Annotated in this window: 20 protein-coding genes; 11 read left to right on the top strand and 9 right to left on the bottom strand. The window is 61.0% G+C overall.

Going from position 1 to position 23820, the window contains the following annotated elements; all coding sequences use genetic code 11:
- The first annotated feature begins 184 nt into the window (after positions 1 to 184).
- Together JIN81_RS01315 and JIN81_RS01310 are read left to right on the top strand one after the other, a co-directional pair.
- Positions 185 to 331 (top strand): DUF1328 domain-containing protein, encoded by a 147-nt coding sequence (locus JIN81_RS01315; RefSeq protein WP_200275489.1) that lies wholly within the window; start codon positions 185 to 187, stop codon positions 329 to 331.
- 57 nt (positions 332 to 388) lie between these two features.
- On the top strand, positions 389 to 652 hold the full coding sequence (locus JIN81_RS01310) for a DUF4235 domain-containing protein (RefSeq protein WP_200275488.1): 264 nt from the start codon (positions 389 to 391) through the stop codon (positions 650 to 652).
- Here the strand turns inward: JIN81_RS01310 and JIN81_RS01305 are convergent, their stop codons facing one another.
- From JIN81_RS01305 to JIN81_RS01295, 3 genes are all read right to left on the bottom strand, one after another.
- Complete coding sequence (locus JIN81_RS01305; RefSeq protein ID WP_200275487.1) at positions 653 to 2206, bottom strand: hybrid sensor histidine kinase/response regulator; 1554 nt, start codon at positions 2204 to 2206, stop codon at positions 653 to 655.
- Between the two features lie 68 nt (positions 2207 to 2274).
- Positions 2275 to 2475, bottom strand: a complete 201-nt coding sequence (locus JIN81_RS01300) for a histidine kinase dimerization/phospho-acceptor domain-containing protein (protein ID WP_200275483.1) — start codon at positions 2473 to 2475, stop codon at positions 2275 to 2277.
- An 87-nt stretch (positions 2476 to 2562) separates the two neighbouring features.
- Positions 2563 to 3936, bottom strand: coding sequence for a sigma-54-dependent transcriptional regulator (locus tag JIN81_RS01295; protein WP_200275481.1), 1374 nt, complete (start codon positions 3934 to 3936; stop codon positions 2563 to 2565).
- A gap of 598 nt (positions 3937 to 4534) precedes the next feature.
- On the opposite strand from JIN81_RS01295, the gene JIN81_RS01290 reads away from it, so the two are divergent.
- The 5 genes from JIN81_RS01290 (at position 4535) to JIN81_RS01270 (ending at position 13108) form a co-directional block, all read left to right on the top strand.
- Positions 4535 to 6370, top strand: a complete 1836-nt coding sequence (locus JIN81_RS01290; RefSeq protein WP_200275479.1) for an alpha-L-rhamnosidase-related protein — start codon at positions 4535 to 4537, stop codon at positions 6368 to 6370.
- Between the two features lie 170 nt (positions 6371 to 6540).
- Positions 6541 to 7014 (top strand): 5-(carboxyamino)imidazole ribonucleotide mutase, encoded by a 474-nt coding sequence (gene purE, locus JIN81_RS01285; protein ID WP_325100827.1) that lies wholly within the window; start codon positions 6541 to 6543, stop codon positions 7012 to 7014.
- A complete protein-coding gene (locus JIN81_RS01280; protein WP_200275475.1) occupies positions 7011 to 8150 on the top strand; it encodes a 5-(carboxyamino)imidazole ribonucleotide synthase in 1140 nt (379 codons plus the stop codon). The genes purE and JIN81_RS01280 overlap by 4 nt, the downstream gene beginning before the upstream one ends.
- A 168-nt stretch (positions 8151 to 8318) precedes the next feature.
- Positions 8319 to 9716: a DUF3142 domain-containing protein gene (locus JIN81_RS01275; protein ID WP_200275473.1), complete on the top strand. Its 1398-nt coding sequence runs from the start codon at positions 8319 to 8321 to the stop codon at positions 9714 to 9716.
- Positions 9713 to 13108 (top strand): tol-pal system YbgF family protein, encoded by a 3396-nt coding sequence (locus JIN81_RS01270; protein WP_200275471.1) that lies wholly within the window; start codon positions 9713 to 9715, stop codon positions 13106 to 13108. Before JIN81_RS01275 ends, JIN81_RS01270 begins: the two co-directional genes overlap by 4 nt.
- Here the strand turns inward: JIN81_RS01270 and JIN81_RS01265 are convergent.
- Positions 13105 to 14328 (bottom strand): MFS transporter, encoded by a 1224-nt coding sequence (locus tag JIN81_RS01265; protein ID WP_200275469.1) that lies wholly within the window; start codon positions 14326 to 14328, stop codon positions 13105 to 13107. The two genes, JIN81_RS01270 and JIN81_RS01265, sit on opposite strands and share 4 nt — an antisense overlap.
- A 151-nt stretch (positions 14329 to 14479) precedes the next feature.
- On the opposite strand from JIN81_RS01265, the gene JIN81_RS01260 reads away from it, so the two are divergent.
- Together JIN81_RS01260 and JIN81_RS01255 are read left to right on the top strand one after the other, a co-directional pair.
- Positions 14480 to 14965 carry an SRPBCC family protein gene (locus tag JIN81_RS01260; protein ID WP_200275467.1) on the top strand — a complete coding sequence of 162 codons (486 nt, stop codon included), beginning with the start codon at positions 14480 to 14482 and terminating at the stop codon, positions 14963 to 14965.
- A 182-nt stretch (positions 14966 to 15147) separates the two neighbouring features.
- Positions 15148 to 15603 carry a LysM peptidoglycan-binding domain-containing protein gene (locus JIN81_RS01255; RefSeq protein WP_200275465.1) on the top strand — a complete coding sequence of 152 codons (456 nt, stop codon included), beginning with the start codon at positions 15148 to 15150 and terminating at the stop codon, positions 15601 to 15603.
- On the opposite strand, the gene lgt is transcribed toward JIN81_RS01255, so the two are convergent.
- The 5 genes from lgt to JIN81_RS01230 all read right to left on the bottom strand — a co-directional run bounded on the left by lgt (position 15587) and on the right by JIN81_RS01230 (position 20848).
- Positions 15587 to 16621, bottom strand: a complete 1035-nt coding sequence (gene lgt / locus JIN81_RS01250; protein WP_200275463.1) for a prolipoprotein diacylglyceryl transferase — start codon at positions 16619 to 16621, stop codon at positions 15587 to 15589. The genes JIN81_RS01255 and lgt overlap by 17 nt on opposite strands.
- A 28-nt stretch (positions 16622 to 16649) precedes the next feature.
- The gene (locus JIN81_RS01245) at positions 16650 to 17729 is read right to left on the bottom strand and encodes a M42 family metallopeptidase (RefSeq protein ID WP_200275461.1); all 1080 of its coding nucleotides are present in this window, start codon (positions 17727 to 17729) and stop codon (positions 16650 to 16652) included.
- Between the two features lie 135 nt (positions 17730 to 17864).
- A complete protein-coding gene (locus JIN81_RS01240) occupies positions 17865 to 18827 on the bottom strand; it encodes a hypothetical protein (protein WP_200275459.1) in 963 nt (320 codons plus the stop codon).
- A gap of 219 nt (positions 18828 to 19046) precedes the next feature.
- Positions 19047 to 19835, bottom strand: coding sequence for a nucleoside triphosphate pyrophosphohydrolase (gene mazG / locus JIN81_RS01235; RefSeq protein ID WP_234044369.1), 789 nt, complete (start codon positions 19833 to 19835; stop codon positions 19047 to 19049).
- Between the two features lie 14 nt (positions 19836 to 19849).
- Entirely contained in the window at positions 19850 to 20848 is a 999-nt protein-coding gene (locus tag JIN81_RS01230) for a rhomboid family intramembrane serine protease (protein ID WP_200275455.1), read from the bottom strand.
- A gap of 86 nt (positions 20849 to 20934) precedes the next feature.
- Here JIN81_RS01230 and JIN81_RS01225 point away from each other — a divergent pair, with 86 nt between their 5' ends.
- The gene (locus JIN81_RS01225) at positions 20935 to 22770 is read left to right on the top strand and encodes a phosphoenolpyruvate carboxykinase (GTP) (RefSeq protein ID WP_200275453.1); all 1836 of its coding nucleotides are present in this window, start codon (positions 20935 to 20937) and stop codon (positions 22768 to 22770) included.
- A gap of 343 nt (positions 22771 to 23113) precedes the next feature.
- Entirely contained in the window at positions 23114 to 23818 is a 705-nt protein-coding gene (locus JIN81_RS01220; RefSeq protein ID WP_200275451.1) for a TetR/AcrR family transcriptional regulator, read from the top strand.
- Positions 23819 to 23820 lie beyond the last annotated feature (2 nt).

Below are 23820 nucleotides of genomic sequence, written 5' to 3'. Positions count from 1 at the left end.
TCCCGATCAGACCCAACCGCCCGATTGGCAGTCATATCGCAACCCGAAAGCCACTCCGATGATGCACGATGCACGATTTGACTCGTTGAATTCTGCCAAATCCCTTGATATCCCGTTGGAACACGGATTGCAAAGAAGGGAGGGGAAGAGCCAAGACTCTCCAACAAACACAACAACCAAAACCATGTTACACATTGCCATCATATTCGGCGTCCTCGCCCTCATCGCTGCCATCTTTGGATTCACCGGAGTTGCGAGCCAGTTCGCTGGCATCGCCAAGATCCTACTCGTGGTGTTCCTCATCATCGCGGTCATCAGCTTTTTCCTCTAACGATAGCTCTCCAAGCAGCGGGTGGTTCGCACCCCCGCTGCACCCACGAATCGAGGCATGAATTCCAAAGCACTCGGACTCGCTGTCGCCGCGGCCCTGTTGCCGACGCTTGCCGCCAAGGCGGCAAGGTCGGCCGCCGACCGTGGTCTCTCCAAATTGGGGGACGGCGAACAGCACCCCGCCCATCCCGACACCTCGTTCAAGGATGCTGCCCGCTGGGCAATCGTGACGGGCGCCATAGGCGCGGTTGCGAGACTGGCCACCCAGCGGTGGATGGCCCGGCAACCGGGAATCAACAAAGCGGAGCAGCCCGAACTCTGATCACGCCGGACCCGACGCGCGAGAGAGAACCGCACGCAACTGGTCGAGCGACGGGGGTTTCGCGATATGTTCTTCGAATCCAGCGGCCTTCGACTTCTCCACATGCTCGGGAAGCGCATGACCGGAGAGAGCTACCAGGTAAGGTAAATCATCCGGCGTGTTTGCAAAGTCGTGCTGCACACGGCTTGCGATATCCCATCCACTGATTTCCCCCGGTAGGGTCAAATCACTCAGGATCAGATCAAAGCGGTCGGTTGCAAGCTTCTCGAACGCCTCCTTGCCGTCCGCTGCCAGGGTGACCGAATGACCTTCCAACTGGAGAAATAACTCAAGAGATCGTGCAACACTGGTATTGTCCTCCACCAGGAGGATGCTCTTGGCTTGCGGATCTTCACTCTGCTCCTCCTCCCTTTCGGCTGCCACGTCAGGCTTCTTGCCGATCGGCATCTTGAGAGTGAAGGTTGCTCCACGCCCCTTGCCCCTGCTCGAGCCCTCCACCGCACCCTCGTGCATCTGCATGATCTCACGAACCACCGACAGACCCAGGCCGAGTCCCCCGACGTCCTGCACACCAGCACCCCGCCCCTGGGTGAAGCGTTTGAAAAGATTCTCCACCTCCTCACCATCCAAGCCGACCCCTGAATCGATGACCCGGATCTCGGCATGATCGCCGGACGGATCGGAAGTGGTCCTCACCACCACCTCGGTTCCCGACTCGGCGAACTTCATCGCATTCCCGACGAGGTTGTTGATGCACTGGGAAAGTCGGACTGCGTCGCCATCAACCCATATCTCATCCGCCTCCAGCTCGACTTTCAATCGATAGCCCCCCTCTTCGACAACCGAACGATAGCCCTCCGCCCAGTCCGCAACCAGTTGATTGAGTTCCAGAGGTTGGGTATCAAGCCGGAGTTTGCCGAAGGACAGCCGCGCCACGTCCACGGTATCATTCACCAATCGAGTCAGGTGGTTGATCTGCCGGCCGAGAATGTTCAGTGCACCACGTCGGTCCTCTTCCCCCAGCCCCTCCTTACTGAGCGCCAGATGACTCGCGGCGATGGCGGCGAGAGGATTCCGGAGCTCATGGCCGAGCATCGCGATGAATTCATCCTTCTGCCTGGAGGCAGACTTCAGCTTCCGTTCGGCAACCTTGTGCTCATGAATGCTGGTGAGCGTGCCACACCACTTCGTGACTTCCCCGTCCTCCCCGATGACCGGCTCGGCCCGGGCAATGAACCATTTGTAACCCCCTCGCTTGGAACGAAGACGTTGCTCGGCCGAATAGGTCTGCTTCCGCTCGCGAGCTTCAGACCATCGACTCACCACCAGTTCCAAGTCGTCCGGATGCACATAGCCCGTCCAGTCCAGAAAGCCCTCATCATCCGGTTGCACCCCGGTGTATTCACTCAGTTGGGGACTGATGAAATCGACGCTCCCTTCCGGTGTCCCCGTCCAGACAATGTGCGGAAGCACTTCGGCAACATGTTGCAAGGCTTCCTCTTCAAGAGAATCCGCGGTCTGTTGTGCTGAGTCGCTTTCGGATGAATTCGGCATGGTCACAGATTTACTGAAATTGGCGATCGCGGCCGCAAGTGGATGCATGGGGGGAGTTGGGATGCAGGCTAATCCTTGAAGTAATCGCTGATGACCTGAACCAAGCGGTCGCAGTCGGCTTTCGCCCTTTCCACCATCATCAACTGCTTTTCGTTCAGAGGACCGACCTTCTGCTCCTGAAGCAAATGAAGCATCATCTGAATCCCTGTTAGAGGAGATTTCATATCGTGACTCACGGATGACAATTCAGGATCGGACTCTTCACTCATGGTTTCACTCTTCTCTTGTTGAGACGCGAAGGAACTCCCCCGACACCATGCCGAAGCCAGACCTGCGGTTCAAACTGATTCATGGATTCAAGCGATATCATAACGCTTCCGTTTCCGGTAAAGGGTGGCCTTGTCGATCCCGAGGATCTTCGCCGCCTGCTGCTGACTCTTGATTCGTTCAAGCACGCGCCTGATGTGCTCCTCCTCCAGTTCCTGAATGGTGAGATCCGCGCCGGGCACGATCTTGTTTTCCTCGGCCCCTGGAGTCCCGATGGCACCCGCCGCCCGATTGGGAAGGTCCTGAGGTTCGATGTACTCGTCGCGGGCGAGGATGGTCGCCCGCTCGATCGCATTGCGGAGTTCCCTCAGGTTACCGGGCCACGGGTAGGAGGATACGAACTCGCGCGCGGCTGGAGAGAATCCCTTGATGTTGCGACCGATCTGTTTGCTGAAATGGGTGAGGTAGTCATCCGCGAAAGCCAGCAGGTCACCCGTCCTCGCCCGCAAAGGTGGCAGCTCCACCGAGATCACGTTGATGCGGTAATATAGGTCTTCACGGAACTCGCCCTTCTCAATGCTCGCCTTCAGATTTCTGTTGGTCGCAGCGATGATCCGGACATTGGCGGCGCGGGTCTTGTTCTCACCGACGCGCTCATACTCCCGCTCCTGAAGAAGTCGCAGAAGCTTCGGCTGGATTTCCATGGGAAGCTCACCGATCTCATCAAGAAACAGCGTTCCTCCATCGGCGGCATGGACTTTGCCCCACTGGTCCTTCACTGCGCCCGTGAAGGCTCCCCTCACGTGTCCGAAGAGTTCACTTTCGAGCAGTTGTTTCGAGAGACTCGGGCAACTCACGGTGACGAAAGGCTTCTGCGCGATGTCGCTGTTTTCGTGGATCGTTTTGGCAATCACGCTCTTGCCCGTTCCGCTTTCGCCCAGCAATAGAATCGAGGCTGGCGTCTTCGCCGCCCTGAACAAGGTGTCGAGCGCTCCCTGCATCATCGGATCCTCGGACGAGAACCGGGTCGGAGGTCCTGAGCTCTCCACCTGGGTCTTCAATTCGGTCACCGTATTTCTCAAGGTCCGGATCTCGTTGCCATCGGCCAGTGCCTTCCGGGCCTTCAGCAGGATCCCGCGCACACGATCGGGGGTGAAGGGCTTTTCCAGATAGTCAAAGGCGCCTTCCTGGGTCGCCTTGATGGCAATCTCGACCGACGAGTAGGCGGTGAAGATGACCACGAGCTGGTCGGGCCGCTTCTTGAGGATCTTGGCGAGCAACTCGAGCCCGTCCTCCTCGCCCAAGCGGACGTCGAGGAAGATCAGGTCCCAGTTCTCCTCACGCACCCGCATCATCGCGGTTTTCGAGTTCTCGGCGGTCTCGACGTAGTGCCCCTCCGATTCGACGGCCAGTCGCGTGGCGGTACGGATGCTCTCTTCGTCGTCAATAATCAGGATGTCCATGGGCAATTGTCAGCAGTCTCCAGCTCAAACCGTGCCCGCCGTGCGGCACGCCTATCCCCCTAGCCAGAGCACATGATGCCCATTCCCGCAATGAACATTTGTTGCACATTGCAATCCTTGATTGCAATGTGCATGCATGCGACAATTCCAAGGGTTGCGATCTAGCGACCTTCATCGACAGCATTCTGCCGCACCTGTGCCCTCCGAGCGGCTCGCAGGGACCCTGCTTGTCGCCATCGATTTTCACCGGTTGATGCTCGCTCAGCAGGCCCGACCTCTTGGGACTCCGCGGATGAGCTCCGGCCGTGGACGGGCTGTCCCTGAAAGCCGGGACATGACAGGCATCGGCGAAACGCTAGCCTCCGATAAGCTTGAGCATCGCTGGTATGATGCCGAGCCCTCCTGCGAGAAACCCCGATTCCACCTCACTTACTTTCATGCCCCGTCAGGGGACCCAACAGATTTTCTCCAGAGCGATATGGGTTGGTCTGGAGAGCCCGGAACTTAATTGGGTTGTTCCGGGGCTTTAAGTCCGCTGAGCGAACGCTCAGCGGGCTTTTAGTTGCACTCCCCAACCCTTGCCTCCTTGATCCATTCCATGAACCTATTAAAGCCCCTGCCCGTCGTGGCCAAAGGATTCGTCGCCTCCACCTGCCTTTGGGTCACCCTGCTGACCTGCGATGCAGCACCTGTGAAATTGGTCGAACAAGCCCCTCTCAAGATCAAGCGGCTCGACGACAATACCGTGCTCGTCGACTTCGAGAAAGTCGCCTTCGGCAACCTCGAACTGCAGCTGCCCGACGGCGCCACGAAACCCATCACCATCCACTTCGGAGAGTCGATGAAGGACGGCAGAATCGACCGCAAACCACCCGGCACAGTTCGCTACAACCTGACCACCGTCGATCCGAAGGGCAAGTCGACCGTCATCGCCGCACCGCCCGCCGACGTGCGCAACACCTGGGATCCCACGACGATGAAGTACGAGGATTGGAGCAAGACTCCCCGCACGCCTCGCACGCCGCCACCGCCCGCCATCCTCACCCCGGCGGAATGGGGCGTCCTGCTCCCGTTCCGCTGGGTGGAAATCGAAGGATGGCCCGGTGAGCTCAAGCCGGAGCAGATCACCCGCCGCGCCTCGTTCCTCGCCGCCTGGGATGACGACGCCGCCTCGTTCAAGACTTCGGACGAAACCATCAATCGAATCTGGGACCTCTGCCACTACTCGATCAAGGCGACCACCTTCGCCGGGCTCTACGTCGATGGTGACCGGGAACGCATCCCCTACGAAGCGGACGCCTACCTGAATCAACTCAGCCACTACTACACCGACAACGATCTCGAGATTGCCCGCGACACCATCGACCACCTCCTGCTCAATGGCACCTGGCCCACCGAGTGGGCTCCGCACATGGTCTTCATGGTGCATGCCGACTACATGCACACCGGTGACCTCGGCTGGATGGCCGGACGCTACGAAGCGCTCAAGTCCAAGACCCTCATGAACCGACGGGGCAAGGACAACCTCGTCGAGAGTGGACCGCAGGACATCAAGAGGACGGACATCGTCGATTGGCCCCAGAAGGAGCGGGATGGCTATGTCTTCACTCCGCGCAACACGGTGGTCAACGCCTTCCACATCCGCGCCCTGCAAATGATGGCTGAAATGGCGCGGGCTCTGAAATTGGAGAACGAAGCCAAAGACTTCGAAGCCAAGGCCAAGGCCTCGCACAAGAAGTTCCAACAGACCTTCTTTGACGCCAAGCGCGGCATCTACCGCGACGGGATCGGCACCGATCACGCATCACTCCATGCCAGCCTCTTTCCCCTCGCATTCGGCCTCGCTCCGGAGGGCAAGGAACGCGCTCTGGCGAAATGGATGGCTGGACGGGGCATGAGGTGCTCGGTCTACGCCGCCCAGTATTTCATGGAGGGGCTGTTCGAATACGGACAATCGGATGCCGCCCTGCAGCTCATCACCGCGGACAACGACCGCAGCTGGAAACACATGGTCAACAGTGGCACGACCATCTCATGGGAAGCCTGGGACCAGAAATACAAGCCCAACCAGGACTGGAACCACGCCTGGGGCGCCGCTCCGGCGAACCTGTTCCCACGCTACATCCTCGGCGCCGAGGCTGCCGCTCCCGGATGGGAACTCGCCTCGATCGAACCCCACACCGGAGACCTCAAGCACGCCAAAGGCAAGGTCCCCACGCCCCGTGGCCCGATCCTGATTGATTGGACGAATGGCGATGCGTTCAAGCTTTCCCTCAAGCTCCCGACCGGCATGCCCGCTCGAGTCAGTCTTCCCGCAGGGAAAGCCGGAACCTCGGTGTTCGTGAATGGCAGTCAGGTGAAAGCGGAGCGCCGGAACGACCGCTGGATCCTCGCCGAGACGATGAGCGGCACAGTCGAGCTCGAGGTCAGGTAGACGACCCGGGCGGTGCACCCTTGCCCGATCCCATGAGCGCCCGGGAAACCCGGTCCGCGGGATCCGCAGGCGCTGGGAATTTCACCTGCGGATCCTGAAAATTCCTTGTTGGATATCGGTTTTTGATCCCCCACGCTCCGCGCATGGCAGACGCAAGCGTTGGGATCATCATGGGCAGCACATCCGACTGGCCCACCATGGAGCACGCGGCCCGGACCCTTGAGGACTTCGGGCTGGCGTGGGAAGCCGAAGTCGTGAGCGCTCACCGCACTCCCGACAAGCTCTACAGCTATGCGGAGTCCGCCCGTTCCCGGGGCCTCAAGTGCATCATCGCGGGAGCAGGTGGCGCCGCCCACCTCCCAGGCATGACCGCTGCCATCACCGACCTTCCCGTCCTCGGAGTTCCCGTGGAGTCGAAAGCTCTCAAAGGCATGGATTCACTCCTTTCCATCGTCCAGATGCCCGGCGGCATCCCCACCGCCACCTTTGCCATCGGCAAGGCAGGCGCCATCAATGCCGCGCTTTTCGCCGTATCGATGATCGCCGGTGAAGACCCCGCGCTGCTCGAGAAACTGGAAGCCTTCCGCCGCAACCAGCGCGACACCGTGAAGGCCGCCGAACTCCCTCCACTTACCGACGCATGAAGCCTCCCGGCACCTTGATCGGCATCATCGGCGGCGGCCAGCTTGGCCGGATGTTCTGCACCGCGGCCCGTCAGATGGGCTACCGCACGCTCGTCTGGACCGGCGGCCTCGAGGCTCCGGCCATGGCCGTGGCGGATGAAGCGATCGACGCTCCTTTCGACAGCACGGAAGCCCTCGCCGAGTTTGCCTCACGGGTCGAAATCGCAACCGTCGAGTTCGAGAACATCCCACGCCAAACCCTCGAAGCCGTGGCCTCCGAAGTCCCGCTGCATCCGTCCCCGGAAGCACTGACCATCTGTCAGAACCGGGAACGGGAAAAAGCATTCCTCCGCTCCAACGGGATCCCCTGCGCCAACTTCGAAGTCGTCAGCAACGCCGAGGAACTCGCCGCCGCCATGCGCAGCATCGGCACTCCCTCGGTGCTGAAGACCGCGGCCTTCGGCTACGACGGCAAAGGCCAGCGCAAGCTCGAAGGCGGAGAAGATCCCGAGGAAGTGTGGAAAGACTTCGATGGCGCGCGAGCCGTCCTCGAGGCATTCATCCCCTTCGAACGCGAGATCTCCGTGATGGTCGCCTGCGACGGCAAGGGAAACACCGCGGTCTATGATCCGGCGGAGAACCGTCATCGCCACCACATCCTCGATGTCTCCATCGTCCCCGCCCGCATTCCCGAGGAACACGCCGAGGACGCACGCGAGCTGGCAAAGACGGTGGCCGAGGCACTCAATTACCGTGGCATCATGGGAGTGGAATTCTTCCAACTCCCCGGCGGCGAGCTCATCGTCAACGAGATGGCTCCACGCCCGCACAACAGCGGACACCACACGCTGAATGCCTGCGCCACCTCACAGTTCGAGCAACAGGTGCGTGCCGTCTGCGGACTTCCCCTGGGCTCGACCCGGCTCCTTTCTCCCGTCGTCATGCTCAACCTCCTGGGTGACATGTGGCCGGAGGAGACCACCGCTCCCGACTGGACGCCCCTCTTTGCCGATGGAGGAACCAGCCTCCATCTCTACGGCAAACGCCGCGCTGCCGGACGCCGGAAAATGGGACACGCCAACCTGCTCGGACCGGATGTCGAGGACTGCCTGAGCCGTGCGGAAGGCCTGAAGGCAGGCTTCCTCGGCGAGTCCTAGCGTCTGGATTCCTCAACTCCGGGATCCTGCCAAGAGATCCATCCATGCCCGCGCCCCAGGCACGGGATGGCCCGACGGCCCGCGCCCCCGGACCGCGGAACAGAGCCACTTCGTCCGTGGTCATTCCGTATTCCCATCGCCCCGAGCATCACTTAGGCTCGGCGAGTCATGGCTCGATTTCTCGTCCTTCTATGCGTCGGACTCGGCGTCTGCATCGGCAGGTCCCAAACCGATGCTCCGACCCCGCCCACGCCTTCCCAAGAGACGGCCGCAGACGAGTCCACCTGGGACCCCGCCCCGGCTTTCTGGGTTTGGGACCGCACCGCCTTCCGGCCGGACGATCTTGAGGAACTCCAGGAATTGGGCAGTTCCCAGCTCTACTGGTTGATGGAGGACATGCAGACAAACTTCCCGATACCGGGAGGCATTCGGGACTACGAATTGCAGGACTACTGCCCGGTCATCCGCTTTCCACCCGGCGCGGAAACCGTCCTCCAGGATCACTGCTGGACCCTCCTCCGTCCGTCGAAAAGCGGGGTCCCCGCCAAGATCACCATCTTCGACCGCTACATGCTTCACGGAAGACTCCAGATCGACTTCGATTGCCCCGCTTCCCTGCTTCCCCAGTACGCGGCACGCCTGAAGAAACTCCGGAAGGACCTCGAACTCGATCACCTATCGGTCACCGCGCTCGCCAGTTGGATCGATGCCCCGGGATTCGATGCCCTCGAGAAGGTCGCCGATGAACTCGTGCCGATGTTCTACGACCTGGAGAAGGATGATGCTGCCGACGTCCGCAACGGACAACTGCATCCCCTCATCGATGCCTCCACCGTGACTTGGATCCGCAAGTGGAAGGTTTGCTCCACCCCGTGGCGCGCCGGCCTGCCCAACTACCAGCGCCTGACGTTTTTCAATGAGGACGGATCACTCGTCGGACACCACCGCAAGTGGTCGATCAACGGGCTGATTACCCATCCTGCGATCGAGCCGCTCGCCCAGCAGCCCGACCAGATGCGCCTCTATCAGGTCACTGCCAATGGCAGCCTGGCAGGCACGCGGATCTCCAGAAAGCAAACGCTGGTCTGGCGACAACCCGACGAGACAACCACCCGCCAAGCCATCGAGGCGGCGCGCACCGCGGGGGCACGAGGGATTGTCTGGTTCGCCCACCCGGCATCGCCGTCCAAGGCATGGCATTCGGTGCCTCACCTCGCCGCAATCCAGGCGGGATCCAAGCCAAGCCCGAAACTCACGATCCAGATCCGCCCCGCCGGAACCCTGCGACTCATCAACGAAGGCCCCGGGGATCTAATCATGCATCCCACCGGCAGGCCGTTCAAACTCATCATCGAGGCCCCACCCGGAAGCTTCGGCCACGGCGGCCCGGATCACTTTCTCAGGAAACATGCACCGGGGGCTTCGCTGAATCATCCGGAGACGATCCAGCGCCTCGAGTTGGAGTTCGCCAAGCTCCACAGTGGTGAATCCCTCTCCACCGCGAACCGCTTCCTTCATCTGACCGATCCCGACCAACTCACTTGGTCCGTCCACCCCACCCCATGACCCGCCGCATCCACCTCCCTCATCGCATCACGCTGATCCTGAGGAGAACCCTCATCGCGCTCAGCCCGCTGGTCATTGCGTGCGGACCCCACTTTTATCAGGCACCCCCACCGCTCGCCCGCTATCCGGAACGCACCGCGGGGAAGACATGGCAGCAGCTGCTTGCCGAGTCGAAACCCTCAAGTGGTGAATCGCGCAAGCAGGTCCTGCAAGCCACCACGGAGTTCTTCGAAGCATTTCCAGAGCTCGACGAAACCACCCGCCGAGCCCGACTTCAGGTACTCATCGAGCAAAACCGCGCCACCCGCTATCAGCCGGCCATCGGCAATCTTCTCGTTGAATGCGGTGAGCTCCTCGACGCGCCCACACCGGGATTCGAAGACTACCTCAGGGAGCGCTCGGCGGACTTGACCCGCACCTTCCCCAAGGCACCCGTCAAGGACTGGAATCTTGATGACGATGAGATCAAACAGCTTCGACAAGCACACCAGCGCAAGCTCGCCAGCTTGCTGAGGATATCCCAGCACAAGCTGAAAACATCTCCTGAAGGCCTACGCCCGAACCATCTGGTTCGCCACGCCGCCTTGCTCATGCGACTCGGTGAATTCGGTGGGGCTCACCGCCTGTTCGTCGAAACTTCGGCCGAATTCCCCGCCCACCCACGTGGTGAGGTGGCCGCGTTCATGCTGGGCCGTTGTTCGCTCGCCATTACCCGGGCCATGCCCCATCGCACTCCGGAAGAACACCGACTCCAGCGCAACCAATACGACCTCGTCGAGACGGAGTTCGCCAAATACCTCGAAACCTTTCCCGAGGGACGCTTCACCGATGATGCCTATGGCTGGCTGGGCGCGGTCGCCGCGGACCAGAACCAGCTCGGACTCGCCATCGACCGCCAGCTTGCCCGTCTCGAAATCCAACAGACCCGCGAAGTCATGTCCTCCGCCCTGCGCGAATTGGATCAGTTGTTCGCTCGCCTCTACGACCGCGCCCTCGACCAGGACTTCTGGGACGAAGACCACAGCTACTTCGGAACCATGCCCGATTTCGAGCTGCTCGCCTCCCATCCCGACGTCGCCCGCCTGTTCCTTTTCCACGCGGTCGACCCCGCCTATCAGGTCCACCTTCCCATCCACTACTCGAACGAAACGGGTGACCGGGGCACCCTGCACTTCCTCGAACGACGTATCCTCAAGACCTCCCCGTTTTCCCGGCTCGCCCTGAAGGAACTCGGACGAACCATCATCGAAAGGGACATCGCCCTCGATGCCACGTCCCACCTCATCCTCGGATGGTCAGCGCTCAGGAACGATGACCCCGCCCAGGCACTATCCCTCTTCGATCGCGGCCTCACCCTCGCCAGGACGGATGAATTGATCCACGCCCGAGCCATTGCCCTCTCCAGACAGGAACACTACCAAGCCAGTGCGGATGCCTACGCCGAACTCAACAAAGCCTTCCCCGACAGCCCGCTGACCGGACCATCGCGCTTCGATCACGCCCTCGCGCTTCAGCGGGCCGGAGAGGCCGGCGAAGCGATCCTGATCCTTCTCGACCTCGACGGTTTCTACGATCCCGAGCACCGGGAGCGTCCGGACATGATGCTTCATCCCGATCACGAAGCCATCCAGTGGATTGACACCCTCGCCCAGTTTGCCCCGATCGATGAAATCCGACGCCCGCTCGATCGCCTCCCGGCTGGTGATCCCCGCACCCGGATCCTCCGTGCGCTCGTCCGCAGCCGCGCCCTCTGCCAGGAAGACTTCGCGCTGGCGGGAAAACACCTCGATGAGGCCGATCAGCCCGCTTTCCCCATCCATCAGTTCGGCCGCCGCTGGAATGGTCATCGCCAAATCCACCTGACCCCCGAGCGCTGGAAGGACGAGTTCAAATCGCTGCGGAACACCGCTCGAGCCATCCGTCTGGCCAGCCCCCGCGACCCCGGACTGGCCGCCGCCCATCTTCGTCACGCCCGCCAGTGGGAAGCCCTTCGCGGCCATCTCACCCTCCCCCTGCTCAGCGTGTTCGACTACTCCGCCAGCGAATCCCCGAAGCTCGATCAACTGCGCCGCACCAACGGCCGGATGCTCGGCATCAGCGATCAGGAGATCGTCGCCGAACTCGACTCACGGGATGAGTTGAGCCACGCGCTCGACCACTACCTTGCCGCCGCCGGGTCCACTCATCCAGAGATCGCAGCACCTGCGTTGGAAGGCGCCAACGAAGTGCTTTTCAAACTCGCCGAGTTCTCTCTCTATCGGTGCTCCCGCGCGGTGGAAACCGACGCCACCCGCCTGTCGAACGAATTGGTCGACCGCTTGGAATCCGACTTCCCGGACCGCCCTGAAACCGCCCGCGCCGTCCGCTTCACCTTCGTCCCACCCGACATTCTCGGCCACTGGATGCCCGGTGACTACAATCCCGGCAATGCCGACGCCGCCATTGCCGCCGAGCTCGAGGCCGGTAATGACCGGGGAACCGACGAGGCCGTCAACCAGCGCTACCAAGCCATCCTCGCCAGTCTCCATTTCCTCCCACACAGCGATCAGACGATGAAGGAAATCCGGGGTGACCTCACCGAGGCGACTCACGAATTCGAATTGATCCGAAGCCACCTCGAAGCCCATGAACTACTACGTTTGGTTGACAATCTCGACGACCTCCACGCCGCCGCCCACACACCCGGAGTCACGGTGGAGCAGCTCGGCGAATACGCCGCCCTGAGACTGTCATCCACTTCCCCGGTTGGAGAGCCGCCGAGCGACTCACCGCTGGTTTCGTTCTACGAATTCCTCTCGCTGATCCGGCCCCTGCCCAATGGCAACGAAGTAACCCGGCAAAGCCCGGCGAGGTGGCAGAAGTTCATCGAGACCTACCCGAAGAGCCCCAAATGCGAAGCCGCTTCCCTGCGTCGGGCCCGCATCCTCGTTCGACATGCAGCTCCCATTCCCCATGTCCGGGCGTTCCACTTTCCCGCAGCTCCCATTGCCAATGGCTACAAGCAACTCCACAGCCGACCCGACCCCGCCAAGCTCGGCGAAGCCGTGCAGGCAATCGAAGAGCATCGCACGCGCTTCCCGAACGGACGCTATCATCGGGACATCGACCTGCTCCAGGCCGCCTGCGACTCGTGGAATGGGGAAACGGCGCGGGCACTCAAGTCCCTCACCACCATCCTCGCCGATACCGACCATCCCGAACTTCTCGGCGATGCGTCCCTCTACTTCGCTCAGCTGATGGAACGACTGCTGGATCCGTCCCGGCGTCCTGAGTTGCTCGTCGCGATCCAACAGACCCCGGACTCGATCATTCCTCTCAAGAAGCTCGCCCACGGGGACACCTGCCTCTCCCGTCTGCGACCGCTGATTCCATGGATCGAGTCCAGGATCTAACGATCGGGATCGGCCTTCAGGGCAACCACTCCACCAACCACGCAGAGCACCGAGTAGCCGCCCAAGGGGACCAAGGGTGACAACGCCTGAAGGGGTGCGGCCAACGCACCAAACAAGAGGATGACCACCGCAATGATCGTGTTGGAAGCCGACACGTAATCCGTCCGGCGATCCCCTTCAGCCGCATCGACCACCCAGGTCGAACGCCCCAAACGCACCCCCGCGTATCCCAGATTGAACAAGAGGAAGATCGCCGGCCACACCAGTGGTCGCTGCGCCCAGTCAGGACCCCACCACCCGATCGCCAGGGCCGCAACCCCCACCAACGCCGTGATGAAACCACCCAGCGCCATCGTCAGATGGGAAGCCCGGTCCGCCAGCTTGCCCCAGAGGAACGAACTCGTCGCGGTCGCCAACCCCGAGGCGATGACAAATGCCCCGAGCGCCAGCATCGAACTCCCCTGCTTCCCCGCCAACACCACGAGCAAGGGTGACGCCAGGGCACTTCCCAGCAGCAGACTTCTCGCCACGATGAAACGACGAAACAACCCATCATCCCTCACAAGCCGCAGCCTCCCCATCAGATCCGCCGAGGCCTCGTTGTCCGCAGGGTCGTCCTCGGGTTCATCGATGCGGCCGTAGAAAAAGGAGCCCAACAGCCAGAGCAGCGAAGCACCGACCACCACCCATGCAAGCGTCCGCGCCGCCGAGTCTTCCTTGATCACCATCAGGGCGAGCGCCGCCGCAGTGGCCACCACCCCGGAAATCGTCGCCGCCAATCCAGTGACCCGGCCGCGCGCGCCCTTCGGAATCGTCTTCCCAAGCACATCCTTCGCACTGATCGAGCAGAATGCCCGCGCCCCGGAAAACACCGCCACCGCCGCAAGCATGACCAGTCCCGCTGTCGTCGGCGGCAGAAGCAAAGCCACCGCGCCCATCGCCACCACCGCGACCGCCTGCATCAAGGCACCAGCCACGAACACATGTTTGCGCCGTGGGGCCCGCTTCACCCAGTCGGAGATGAACAACTGGGGCAGCATCGAGCCCGATTCGCGGATCGGCACCAGCAGCGACACCACCGCACTCGATGTGCCCAACTGCGTCAGCATCCACGTCAGCACGGTCTTCGGATTGATCAGCGCATCGCCCAGCTTCGTGCAGGTCAAGGCGGTGATCATCCGCCGCGCATCGCGCTTTTGTGACTTATCCAGTTCGGCCATTCCCCCTTCGTCTTGCTGACCCACGCAAGGTGGGACAACGCCTCCCCTTGGTCCAGAGGGAACCCCGCGCACCTTTCATCGGAAGCACTCCTCCACCTTCGTGCATTGTCTGAAGCACGGGAAAAGCGCAGACTCACTTCACGAGATCATCATGGCCTGCATCCACATCCAGACCGACATCCATGCCCCCGTTGAGCGGGTCTTCGATCTCGCGCGCAGCATCGACGCCCATGTGGCCAGCGCAGGTCATTCATCAGAACGCGCCATCGCAGGCCGCACCTCCGGACTCCTCGAGCTCGACGAATCGGTCACTTGGGAAGCCTGCCACTTTGGCATCCGCCAGCACCTCACCGTCAAGATGGTCGAACTCCACCCCCCTCACCGATTCGAAGACCACATGATCTCAGGACCCTTTGCCTCAATGCGTCACATCCACGCATTCCACCCGCACCAAGGCGGCACGCGCATGCAGGACGAGTTTCACTTCACCGCCCCCCTCGGCATACTCGGTCGATGCGCCGCGCGGCTGTTCATCACCCGCCACCTGCAACGGTTCCTGACCACCCGGAATCAAGAGCTCAAGACCATGGCCGAATCCGATGCTTGGCGTGCCTTCCTTCCCGAACGAGACGCATGACCCACCACCCCGCTCCAAGGTTTTCCAACAGAAAGCCATCGGGAACGGGCCATGATTGGTCTCTGACGTCCGCGCCGGCACCCCCGCCAATCCATCCCGGGCGTCCGCCTCTGACGCATGAAATTATTTCGGAAACCCTAAACATACGTTGCCAACCTGCGTAGAAGCGGCATAATCCGGCCATGTTGCCACTGCCACACTACTTCCTCACCGGGGCCTTTGTCCTCGCGGTGGTCGGGTGCGGCGGCTACTCCGGCACCCATCCGACCGGCACGGGTCCATTTGATTCGCGTGGCAACTACGTCGAAGCCTGGGCCGACAACCCGTCGAAATGGAACGGCCGCTCGGTCCCCACCACGACCGAGCCGAAGCCCCAGCCGACGCAACCCACACAGGTCGCCAAGAACGACTCCCCTCCCGTGGTGCAAGCCAGCCCGAGACCCGCGCCCGTGGTCAAGCCGAAGCCCAAACCCAAGCCGAAGCCCAAGCCTTCGACCCGCTACCACACGGTGCGCAAAGGCGACACGCTCTACGGCCTGTCCAAACGCTACGGCACCACGGTCGGAAAGATCCAGAGTGCCAATGGCATTCGCGGATCGGTAATCCGGATCGGTCAGCGCCTCAAGATTCCCCGCTGATCGCCTCGGCCTTGCCGCGTTTCACCGCAATCGCAATGAACACGCCACCGCCGACGATCATGAACAGCGACAGGAACTGACCGCTCGTCAGCATGCCATTCAGCACCAGCTTGGAGTCCGGCTCACGAAACGCCTCCCCGATGATCCGGAACACGGCGTAGAAGATGAAGAACAGCCCCGTGAGCAGCCCGTGAGACGCCTTGGGAAACTTCACACGGACCGTCCAGAGGATCACGAAGAGCATCAGCCCTTCCAATGCCGCCTGATAGAGTTGCGACGGATGACGGGGCTCCAGCAGCGGGGCAATTGCTTCACTGATCGCCGGGTTGGAGCGCTGCGCTTCCTTCATCCACTCGAACTGCACGCCCAGCGGGAGGTCCGGCCACTCCGCGAAGCGTGCCTCCAGGTCTGGATCAGCCTCCGCGGCGGCAGCCAGAGCCGTGCCTCGGAAATCGAATTCCTCCATCTTTTCATCGAACAGGGTATTGGGGAACTTCATCGCCCAGGCCACGCCTTCCGCGACCCGCCCATAGAGCTCACCATTGATGAAGTTCGCCAGCCGCCCGAACATCACCCCCAGCGGAGCCACCACGCACAGCCCGTCACCGAGGCCGAACCACGAGACCTTCTTTTTGCGCGCGTAGAACCAGGTGAACACCACCAGTCCAAGGATGCCCCCATGGCTCGCCATGCCACCTTCCCAGACCTTGAAAATCAACAACGGATCTTCAGTGATCCAGGACCAACCATGCGCCCGAGGGTAATACCAAAGCATGTAGCCCAGCCGCCCGCCGATGAAGACACCGAAGATCGCCGCCGCCGCGATGAAGTCCGCCGCCGATCCCGGTGGCAGCACCCACAGCTTGCGCTTCGAAAGCACATTGAGCAGGTAGGCACCCACGAGGAAGGCCGCGAGATAGGCCAAGCCATACCACCGCAGGGCGATCGCATCATTGATGCGGAAAATGACCGGGTTCAGGTCGTGAACGTAGGTGGCTAGCACGGGCGGAGCTGACATGAATTCCCCCTCTCCAGCAAGCGCGACCTCACAGGTATCGCGTGAGCCCGTCCACGGCCTCCGCATTCAGGCGACGCGCCAGAGCCGCACTCAGTGACACCATGTGAAGGTAGTCATTCAGGTCGATGACCGCATTGTGCGAATGGATGTAGCGCGCCGGCACACCGAGCACCACACAGGGGATGCCCTCGTTGGCAATGTGGAAGGCCCCGGCATCGGTGCCACCACTGCGACGGACGGTCACCTGATGGGGAATCCCCTCCGCCTTGGCCGTGTCGATCGCGAAGTGCGCGAACTCGGGATTGCCAATCGCGCTGCTGTCGAACAAACGAATCTGCACCCCACCTCCAAGCCGACCCTGCGAGTCCACACGGACAAATCCCGGAGTGTCATCGGCCGGCGGGCCCTCCAGCACCACCACCGCATCCGGCTTCGCGAAATTCGCCGCCGACCGTGCGCCGCGCAGCCCCATTTCCTCCTGCACCGTTCCGGCAAGCAGCAGTTGGTTCCCCCGAGCTTCCTTGCCGACCAGCAGGCCCGCCTGAATCGCCCCGGCCATCCCCACCCGGTTGTCGAATGCCTTGGCCATGTATGTGTCCTCCTTGGCCATCGGCGTGAACTCACTGACCGGCGCGATCGGGTCACCCAATGAGATCCCGAAATCCTCCATCGCCTCCTGCCGCGAGCTCGCACCCACATCGATGAACATCTGATCGACTTCCATCACCTGCTTGCGCTGCGCCGGAGGCAGGAAATGCGGCGGCATGGACGCCACCACCCCGACAATTTTCCGCCCGGCCCGCGTCTTCACTTCGACCCGCTGGGAAAGCAGGCTGTGTGGCCACCATCCCCCCACCGTGACGAACTGGAGAAACCCATCGACGGTGATGTTCTGGACCAGGAAACCCACCTCATCCATGTGGCCGGCAATCATCACACGCGGGCCGTCTCCACCCGCATCACAAATCACCGAGCCATTCCCATCGCACGAAAGCTCACCCGTCCCGGCCAGCTCGCGCGCGAAGATCTCACGCACCTCTCCTTCGTTGCCGGGGACTCCGTGGGCTTCAGTGAGTTCCTTCAGCAGTGACAGCGCCTTGTCTTTCATGGGCGAAAGGCTAGCCAGCGCGACCACCCCGCCAAGCGGGAAACCCACTCCGTCAGGACAAAAAAATCCCCGGACAGGATGCGCACCTGCCCGGGGAGCTGAAGTAGCCCAGAGAAAACTACTCCAGTTTACACCTTAGAACCTCCAAACCAGGTCCACGGTAAAACGATCGTCGATGATCCCATTCTCCTCATCGGTCAGAGGGATCTCATAGGCGAAACCAAGATCGATACTCTCGGTGATGCGCGAACGGAAACCCACGGCAGCCGTCACAAGATCCCGGTTCTCGGTGGCGTTCGCCGTGCCGAAGTTGAGAAGATCATTACCTTCGAAAGTGGCCACCACCGGCACCAATCCACCTGCCTGAGTGAAGTAGTTCGGGCGACCATTGCCTGCGGAAAGCACATGGTGCCAGTTCACTTCCACCAGAGGGATGAACCACGGCACCACTTCATAGCTGGCATGGGCACTCACAAAGCTGTTGGTCGACTGCTGTCCGTCGAACGGAAGGCGAAGACCACCACCGCCGGCCAACTGGAACCGGTCCCACACCTTGAGTCCGGAAACAATGAGGTTCAGCACCCCGTTGCCTTCCCCCTGGAACACATCGTGATTGCCAAGAGGGAACTCATAGGTCGCCGTGCCGCTCATCACGAACGAATTCACCGGGTCATAGATGAAGGCATACTTCAAACCCGCCGCGATGTTGGCGAAGCCACTCTGCGCCGACCAAAGGCCCGGCGTATCCGGCCGGAAACGCACGTAACCATCCTTGGTCGCAACCAGGGAAAGACGTTCGTTGAAGGCATACTCGAATTGAAGCGCATAGATCTCAACGTGACCTCCCATCGGGACTTTGCCGCCCCCGATGATGCTCGCTTGAGCGGGCAGGTTGTGATACATGAAAATCGGGTGGACGTTCGTCTGAGGCAGAGCGTTGTCGAACAGCGTCGGATTCGTAATCGGGCGACGTGCCTTCTCGAATCCTGAAGTCGTGGTTTCCAGCACAGCCGGTTCGACGGCTACGGTTCCCGCGAGAGCGGTCGCTGCGCAGGCACCGAGGAGACCTGTCACTGTGGAGGCTAGGGCTTGTTTCATTTCTGTAGTTTGGATGGTTGGTGATGGCCGGTTCTCTTTCGACCGGCGCGATCATCAGCCGCCACCATCCCGACCGCTACCCACCCGCACTCTGAAACTGTGCATATTTTGCGAAAGCAAGGGTCCACCGACACCCGCAATCCCGGGTCCCCTTCCCCACCGCGGTTCCTCCCCCAGCAGCGACGTCGCACCATTGGCACTGGGGGCGCTCTCAGAGCCTCACCTCGCTTTCGCCGCCTGCCATTCGGCTTCCATCTCATCCAGGGAAGCTTCCTCCAAACCTTGCCCTCTCTCCTTCAAGGCATGCTCCATCGCGGCGAAGCGCTTCTCGAACTTCGCATTGGCAGCCGCCATCAGCACCTCGGGATCGAGCTTCCTCACCCTCGCCAGATTCACGACCGAAAACATCAGGTCCCCGATCTCCTCCGCCACATCCTCATCACTGCCATTCTCCAAGGCATCGGCGATCTCCACGATTTCCTCGCTCACCTTTTCAAAAACCCCCTCTTCATCGGGCCAATCGAAGCCGACCTTGGACGCCTTCTTCTGCAGCTTGGCCGCCCTCATCAGCGCCGGCAACCCCTTGCCCACACCGTGCAGATAGACCTCATCCTCATCACCCTTCTCCGCGCGCTTGATCTCGTCCCACTGCTTCAGCACCGCTTCCGACCCCTCGGCATCGCTCTGTCCGAATACATGGGGATGACGTCGGATCAACTTCTCACTGATCCCCCGCGCCACCTCATCCATGTCGAATACCCCGTCCTCCTCCGCCAACTCGCTGTGGAAGACCACCTGCAACAGCAGGTCGCCCAGTTCCTCCTTCAAGTGCTCCCTGTCACCACGACGAATGGTATCCACCGTCTCATAAGCTTCCTCGATCAGGTTGGGGATCAGGCTTTCGTGGGTCTGCTCCGCATCCCACGGGCATCCTCCCGGCGCCCTCAGTCGATGCATGATCGCACGCAACCGCTCCAGTTGGTGTTCCTTGCCGACACACTCCATCATCTCCTGATCGTTCATCACTTGTTCCGTTTGGTTGCCTCCTCCAGCACCTTGCGTTCGCTCTTTGTTAGACTCCCGCTTCCCTTCTCGTTGATCTTGTCCAAAATGCGGTCCACCTCATCTTCGGTCGCCAGATCCACGCTCGTCCGTGGCCGGACCTTGGGCGACTGCGGCTTGACCCGCTTCTTCCTGAACTGCTTCGGTCGGATCACCTTGCCTCCCTTCCCATCGGACCACGACAGCAGCTGCGGGAACTTCATCAGGACCACGCCCGCAAGAATCCCCCCGAGGTGTCCCGCTTCACCCCCACTGTTCCAGAACAGCGGAGCCGTCGGAAACAACCAGCCCCCAAGAATCATGACCACCGCATAGCCCGCCACGAACAGCGCGAGACGACTGAGCGAAAGGGTCACCGGTGGAAACAGAAGGCTCACCTTCACATCCGGAGAAAGCCGATAGACCGCGTAGAAGAGACCGAACAATCCGGCCGAGGCACCGACAAGATGGGTCGCCGGGGAACTTGTCGGCATGAGCCCGATGAAATAGAGAAGCGAGTAGAACACCGCCCCCCCGGCACCACAAATCAAGTAGTAGGCAAGAAACCTCCGCGCACCGAACGCCCGCTCCACGATCGGCGCGAAGAAATACATCCCGATCGAGTTGAACAGGATGTGCCCGACCGAGTGGTGCATGAACTGGAACGTGAGAAACTGCCACACATGCCCCCCGAGCAGCCCCTCACCAATCGTGAACGCCCCGAAATCATTGAGCCTCCCCGATTCCTGACCCGGTGCCCGGGTCAGCAGATCCAACAGGAAGATGACGATGTTCGCGATCAGTAGGGTCTTGGAAACCCGGGGCATCGGCGGCGGGCCCTGGCGCATCGTCCGCGCGTAATCTCGGTCATTGAATCCCATCTGCGCCCCGGCATTAGCACGGCCCGTGACATCCCGCAAGGCACCCGGAAAATCCGCATGGATTGATGCCCATAGCAGGAAACGCGAACATGCTTTCACGAAGGTGCGCCGAATCCGTCAGATTTCCCTCGTATCCTCTGATGAGGTTGCCCTTGGAACACGATTCCGGCTTATCTGTCACCGCCATGAGCAAAACGAAACACGAAGAACTCGCCAAGTGGGTCGAGGAAATGACCGCTCTCTGCCAGCCTGACAATGTCGAATGGGCAGATGGATCCCAGGAAGAATGGGACCGCCTGACCCAACTGCTGGTCGACGCTGGAACCTTTACACGTCTCAATCCCGAGAAGCGCCCCAATTCCTTCCTCGCACGGTCGACGCCTTCCGACGTCGCCCGCGTTGAAGACCGCACCTACATCTGCACCCGCCGCAAGGGCGCAGCCGGCGGCACCAACAACTGGGCCGACCCGAAGGAAATGAAAGAGACCCTTCAGCCACTCTTCAACGGCTGCATGAAGGGCCGCACCATGTATGTGATCCCATTCTGCATGGGACCCCTCGATTCACCACTCGCCAAGATCGGCGTCGAAATCACCGACAGTGCCTACGTCGTCGTCAACATGAGGATCATGACCCACATGGGGAAAAAGGTCCTCGATCAACTCGAGGCCGAAAACGCCGGCGAGATCGAAAAGAAGCGCGACGGACACGGCTACTTCGTTCCCTGCATCCACACCGTGGGCGCTCCGCTTGAGCCCGGCCAGGAGGACGTCCCTTGGCCATGCAACAACGAGACGAAATACATCTGCCACTTCCCTGAAACCCGCGAGATCTGGTCATACGGCTCCGGCTACGGCGGCAACGCCCTTCTCGGCAAGAAATGCCTCGCACTGCGGATCGCTTCGAACATCGCCCGCGAACACGACTGGATGGCAGAGCACATGCTCCTGCTCGGACTCGAGTCACCTGAAAAGGAAAAGACCTACGTCGCCGCCGCCTTCCCAAGTGCTTGCGGAAAGACCAACCTCGCCATGCTCATTCCGCCCAAGGAGTATGCGGACAAAGGCTGGAAAACCACCATCATCGGCGATGACATCGCATGGATGTGGGGCCACGAGGACGGCAAACTGCACGCCATCAACCCGGAAACCGGATACTTCGGCGTCGCACCAGGCACCTCCTACAAGACCAACCCGATCGCGATGGACTCGATGACCGAGAACGCGATCTTCACCAACTGTGCGCTCACCGACGACGGCGACGTATGGTGGGAAGGAATGGACGGCGATCCACCGGCCCACGCCATCGATTGGAAAGGCAACGACTGGACACCGGACTGCGGCGAACTCGCCGCTCACCCGAACGCCCGCTTCACGGCCCCGGCCGAGCAATGCCCGACCATCGACCCGGACTGGCAGAACCCCGACGGGGTCCCGATCTCAGCCATCATCTTCGGCGGTCGCCGCCCGACGACGATGCCCCTGGTCTATCAGGCCTTCAACTGGTCGCACGGTGTCTACGTCGGTGCCACCATGGGCTCGGAAGTCACCGCAGCTGCCATCGGCCTCAAGGCCGGCGTCCGCCGCGACCCGATGGCCATGCTGCCCTTCTGCGGATACAACATGGCCGAATACTTCCACCACTGGCTCGACATGCGCGACCAGATCAAGGATCTGCCACGCTTCTTCCACGTGAACTGGTTCCGCCTCGACGAAGACGGCAAGTTCCTGTGGCCCGGCTTCGGTCAGAACATGCGGGTGCTTGAGTGGATCGTGAACCGCTGCAAAGGCGGCGTCGCCGGCCACGAAACCCCCATCGGATGGACGCCACACATCGAGGACTTCAATCTCGAGGGACTCGAAGGCTTCACCGAAGAACAGTTCGACAAGTGCATGGAATACAATGCCGACGAATGGACCGCCGAGTTGGTCGACCAAGGCAACCTGTTCCTGAAGCTCTACGACCTGATGCCGAAGGAACTCGTCTTCCAGCAACAACTGCTGGCCGCTCGACTGAGCTGATCCAGGTTCCACAGGACTTCTGATTCCAAACACCCCGGCCGAGAGGCCGGGGTGTTTTTTTTGACAGCGCTCAACAGTCCCTTCACGAGTTCCGCTAGGGTCGGTCCAAAAAATGTAACTAGATCGACTTCCATCCAAACACCCAGCGACCGCATCCTTCATCTCCTCAAACTCTCGAATCAATGCGTTCTCTTCCCGACTCCGGCCAGACTCCTCGCACACAAAGAGGCGATCGAACAAGATACCTTTCCGAAAGAAAGGGGGCCGAGCCACCCTCTCATCGATTGGACCTAGGAATCATTTTTGACTTGAAGTCAAAACTTGACTCAGCATAAATTCACCCATGTCCACGGCGACACGAAAGCAGCGGGAACTGGCTCAGCGGGAGGAGCTGATGGTTGATGCTGCGCAGCAACAGCTTCTGGAGAAGGGCTTCCAGCAGCTGAGCATGGACCATGTCGCGGCCGAGGTGGAATACTCAAAAGGCACGGTTTACCAACACTTTGCGACCAAGGAGGACCTGGTTCTGGCCGTCGCCACCCGGGCGCTTCGTAGCCGGGCGGATGCCTTTGAAAAGGCGTCGAACTTCGAAGGAAGCACCCGCGAGCGGATTTCTGCGATCGGTTTCAGCTGCGTGCAGTTCGCTGAGCAGCACCCGGACTATTTCCATATCGAAATGATGCTCAAGTCCGCCAGCTTTTGGGAAAAGAGCAGTGATTCCCGAAAGGAGAACCACCAGATTCAAGGTTCCCGGTGCTTCCGCTCGATGAATACCATCATTCACCAGGCACTCGCTCTCAAGGAACTCCCGGAGAGCCGGTTCAGCGCCGAAAAAATCTCCTTCAGCCTCGCCTCCCTCACCATGGGAAGCCATATCATGGGCGAGGAGTGTGAGTTGGTTCGGATGGCGGGAATCGAGGACTCCAAACGTTTCATCCGGGAATACCAGGAGTTCTACCTCGATTCCCTCGGCTGGCAGGCCCTGTTCGGAGATCAGAATATCGAAACCTACGACGAACGCTTCCGCCAGTTCTTCGGCACATCCTGAAA

It is taken from the genome of Haloferula rosea, from assembly GCF_016595525.1.
GTDB classification, from domain to species: Bacteria; Verrucomicrobiota; Verrucomicrobiia; order Verrucomicrobiales; family Akkermansiaceae; genus Haloferula; species Haloferula rosea.
This window is presented reverse-complemented; position numbering and strand designations above follow the sequence as displayed.

Coding starts and splice junctions, on each gene's coding strand:
- JIN81_RS01270 (WP_200275471.1), top strand. CDS start 9,713: ATGACCCGCCGCATCCACCTCCCTCATCGCATCACGCTGATCCTGAGG.
- JIN81_RS01245 (WP_200275461.1), bottom strand. CDS start 17,729: ATGAAAGACAAGGCGCTGTCACTGCTGAAGGAACTCACTGAAGCCCAC.
- JIN81_RS01305 (WP_200275487.1), bottom strand. CDS start 2,206: ATGCCGAATTCATCCGAAAGCGACTCAGCACAACAGACCGCGGATTCT.
- purE (WP_325100827.1), top strand. CDS start 6,541: ATGGGCAGCACATCCGACTGGCCCACCATGGAGCACGCGGCCCGGACC.
- JIN81_RS01220 (WP_200275451.1), top strand. CDS start 23,114: ATGTCCACGGCGACACGAAAGCAGCGGGAACTGGCTCAGCGGGAGGAG.
- JIN81_RS01295 (WP_200275481.1), bottom strand. CDS start 3,936: ATGGACATCCTGATTATTGACGACGAAGAGAGCATCCGTACCGCCACG.
- JIN81_RS01290 (WP_200275479.1), top strand. CDS start 4,535: ATGAACCTATTAAAGCCCCTGCCCGTCGTGGCCAAAGGATTCGTCGCC.
- JIN81_RS01310 (WP_200275488.1), top strand. CDS start 389: ATGAATTCCAAAGCACTCGGACTCGCTGTCGCCGCGGCCCTGTTGCCG.
- JIN81_RS01300 (WP_200275483.1), bottom strand. CDS start 2,475: ATGAGTGAAGAGTCCGATCCTGAATTGTCATCCGTGAGTCACGATATG.
- JIN81_RS01255 (WP_200275465.1), top strand. CDS start 15,148: ATGTTGCCACTGCCACACTACTTCCTCACCGGGGCCTTTGTCCTCGCG.
- mazG (WP_234044369.1), bottom strand. CDS start 19,835: ATGATGGAGTGTGTCGGCAAGGAACACCAACTGGAGCGGTTGCGTGCG.
- JIN81_RS01315 (WP_200275489.1), top strand. CDS start 185: ATGTTACACATTGCCATCATATTCGGCGTCCTCGCCCTCATCGCTGCC.
- JIN81_RS01240 (WP_200275459.1), bottom strand. CDS start 18,827: ATGAAACAAGCCCTAGCCTCCACAGTGACAGGTCTCCTCGGTGCCTGC.
- JIN81_RS01260 (WP_200275467.1), top strand. CDS start 14,480: ATGGCCTGCATCCACATCCAGACCGACATCCATGCCCCCGTTGAGCGG.
- JIN81_RS01265 (WP_200275469.1), bottom strand. CDS start 14,328: ATGGCCGAACTGGATAAGTCACAAAAGCGCGATGCGCGGCGGATGATC.
- JIN81_RS01225 (WP_200275453.1), top strand. CDS start 20,935: ATGAGCAAAACGAAACACGAAGAACTCGCCAAGTGGGTCGAGGAAATG.
- lgt (WP_200275463.1), bottom strand. CDS start 16,621: ATGTCAGCTCCGCCCGTGCTAGCCACCTACGTTCACGACCTGAACCCG.
- JIN81_RS01275 (WP_200275473.1), top strand. CDS start 8,319: ATGGCTCGATTTCTCGTCCTTCTATGCGTCGGACTCGGCGTCTGCATC.
- JIN81_RS01280 (WP_200275475.1), top strand. CDS start 7,011: ATGAAGCCTCCCGGCACCTTGATCGGCATCATCGGCGGCGGCCAGCTT.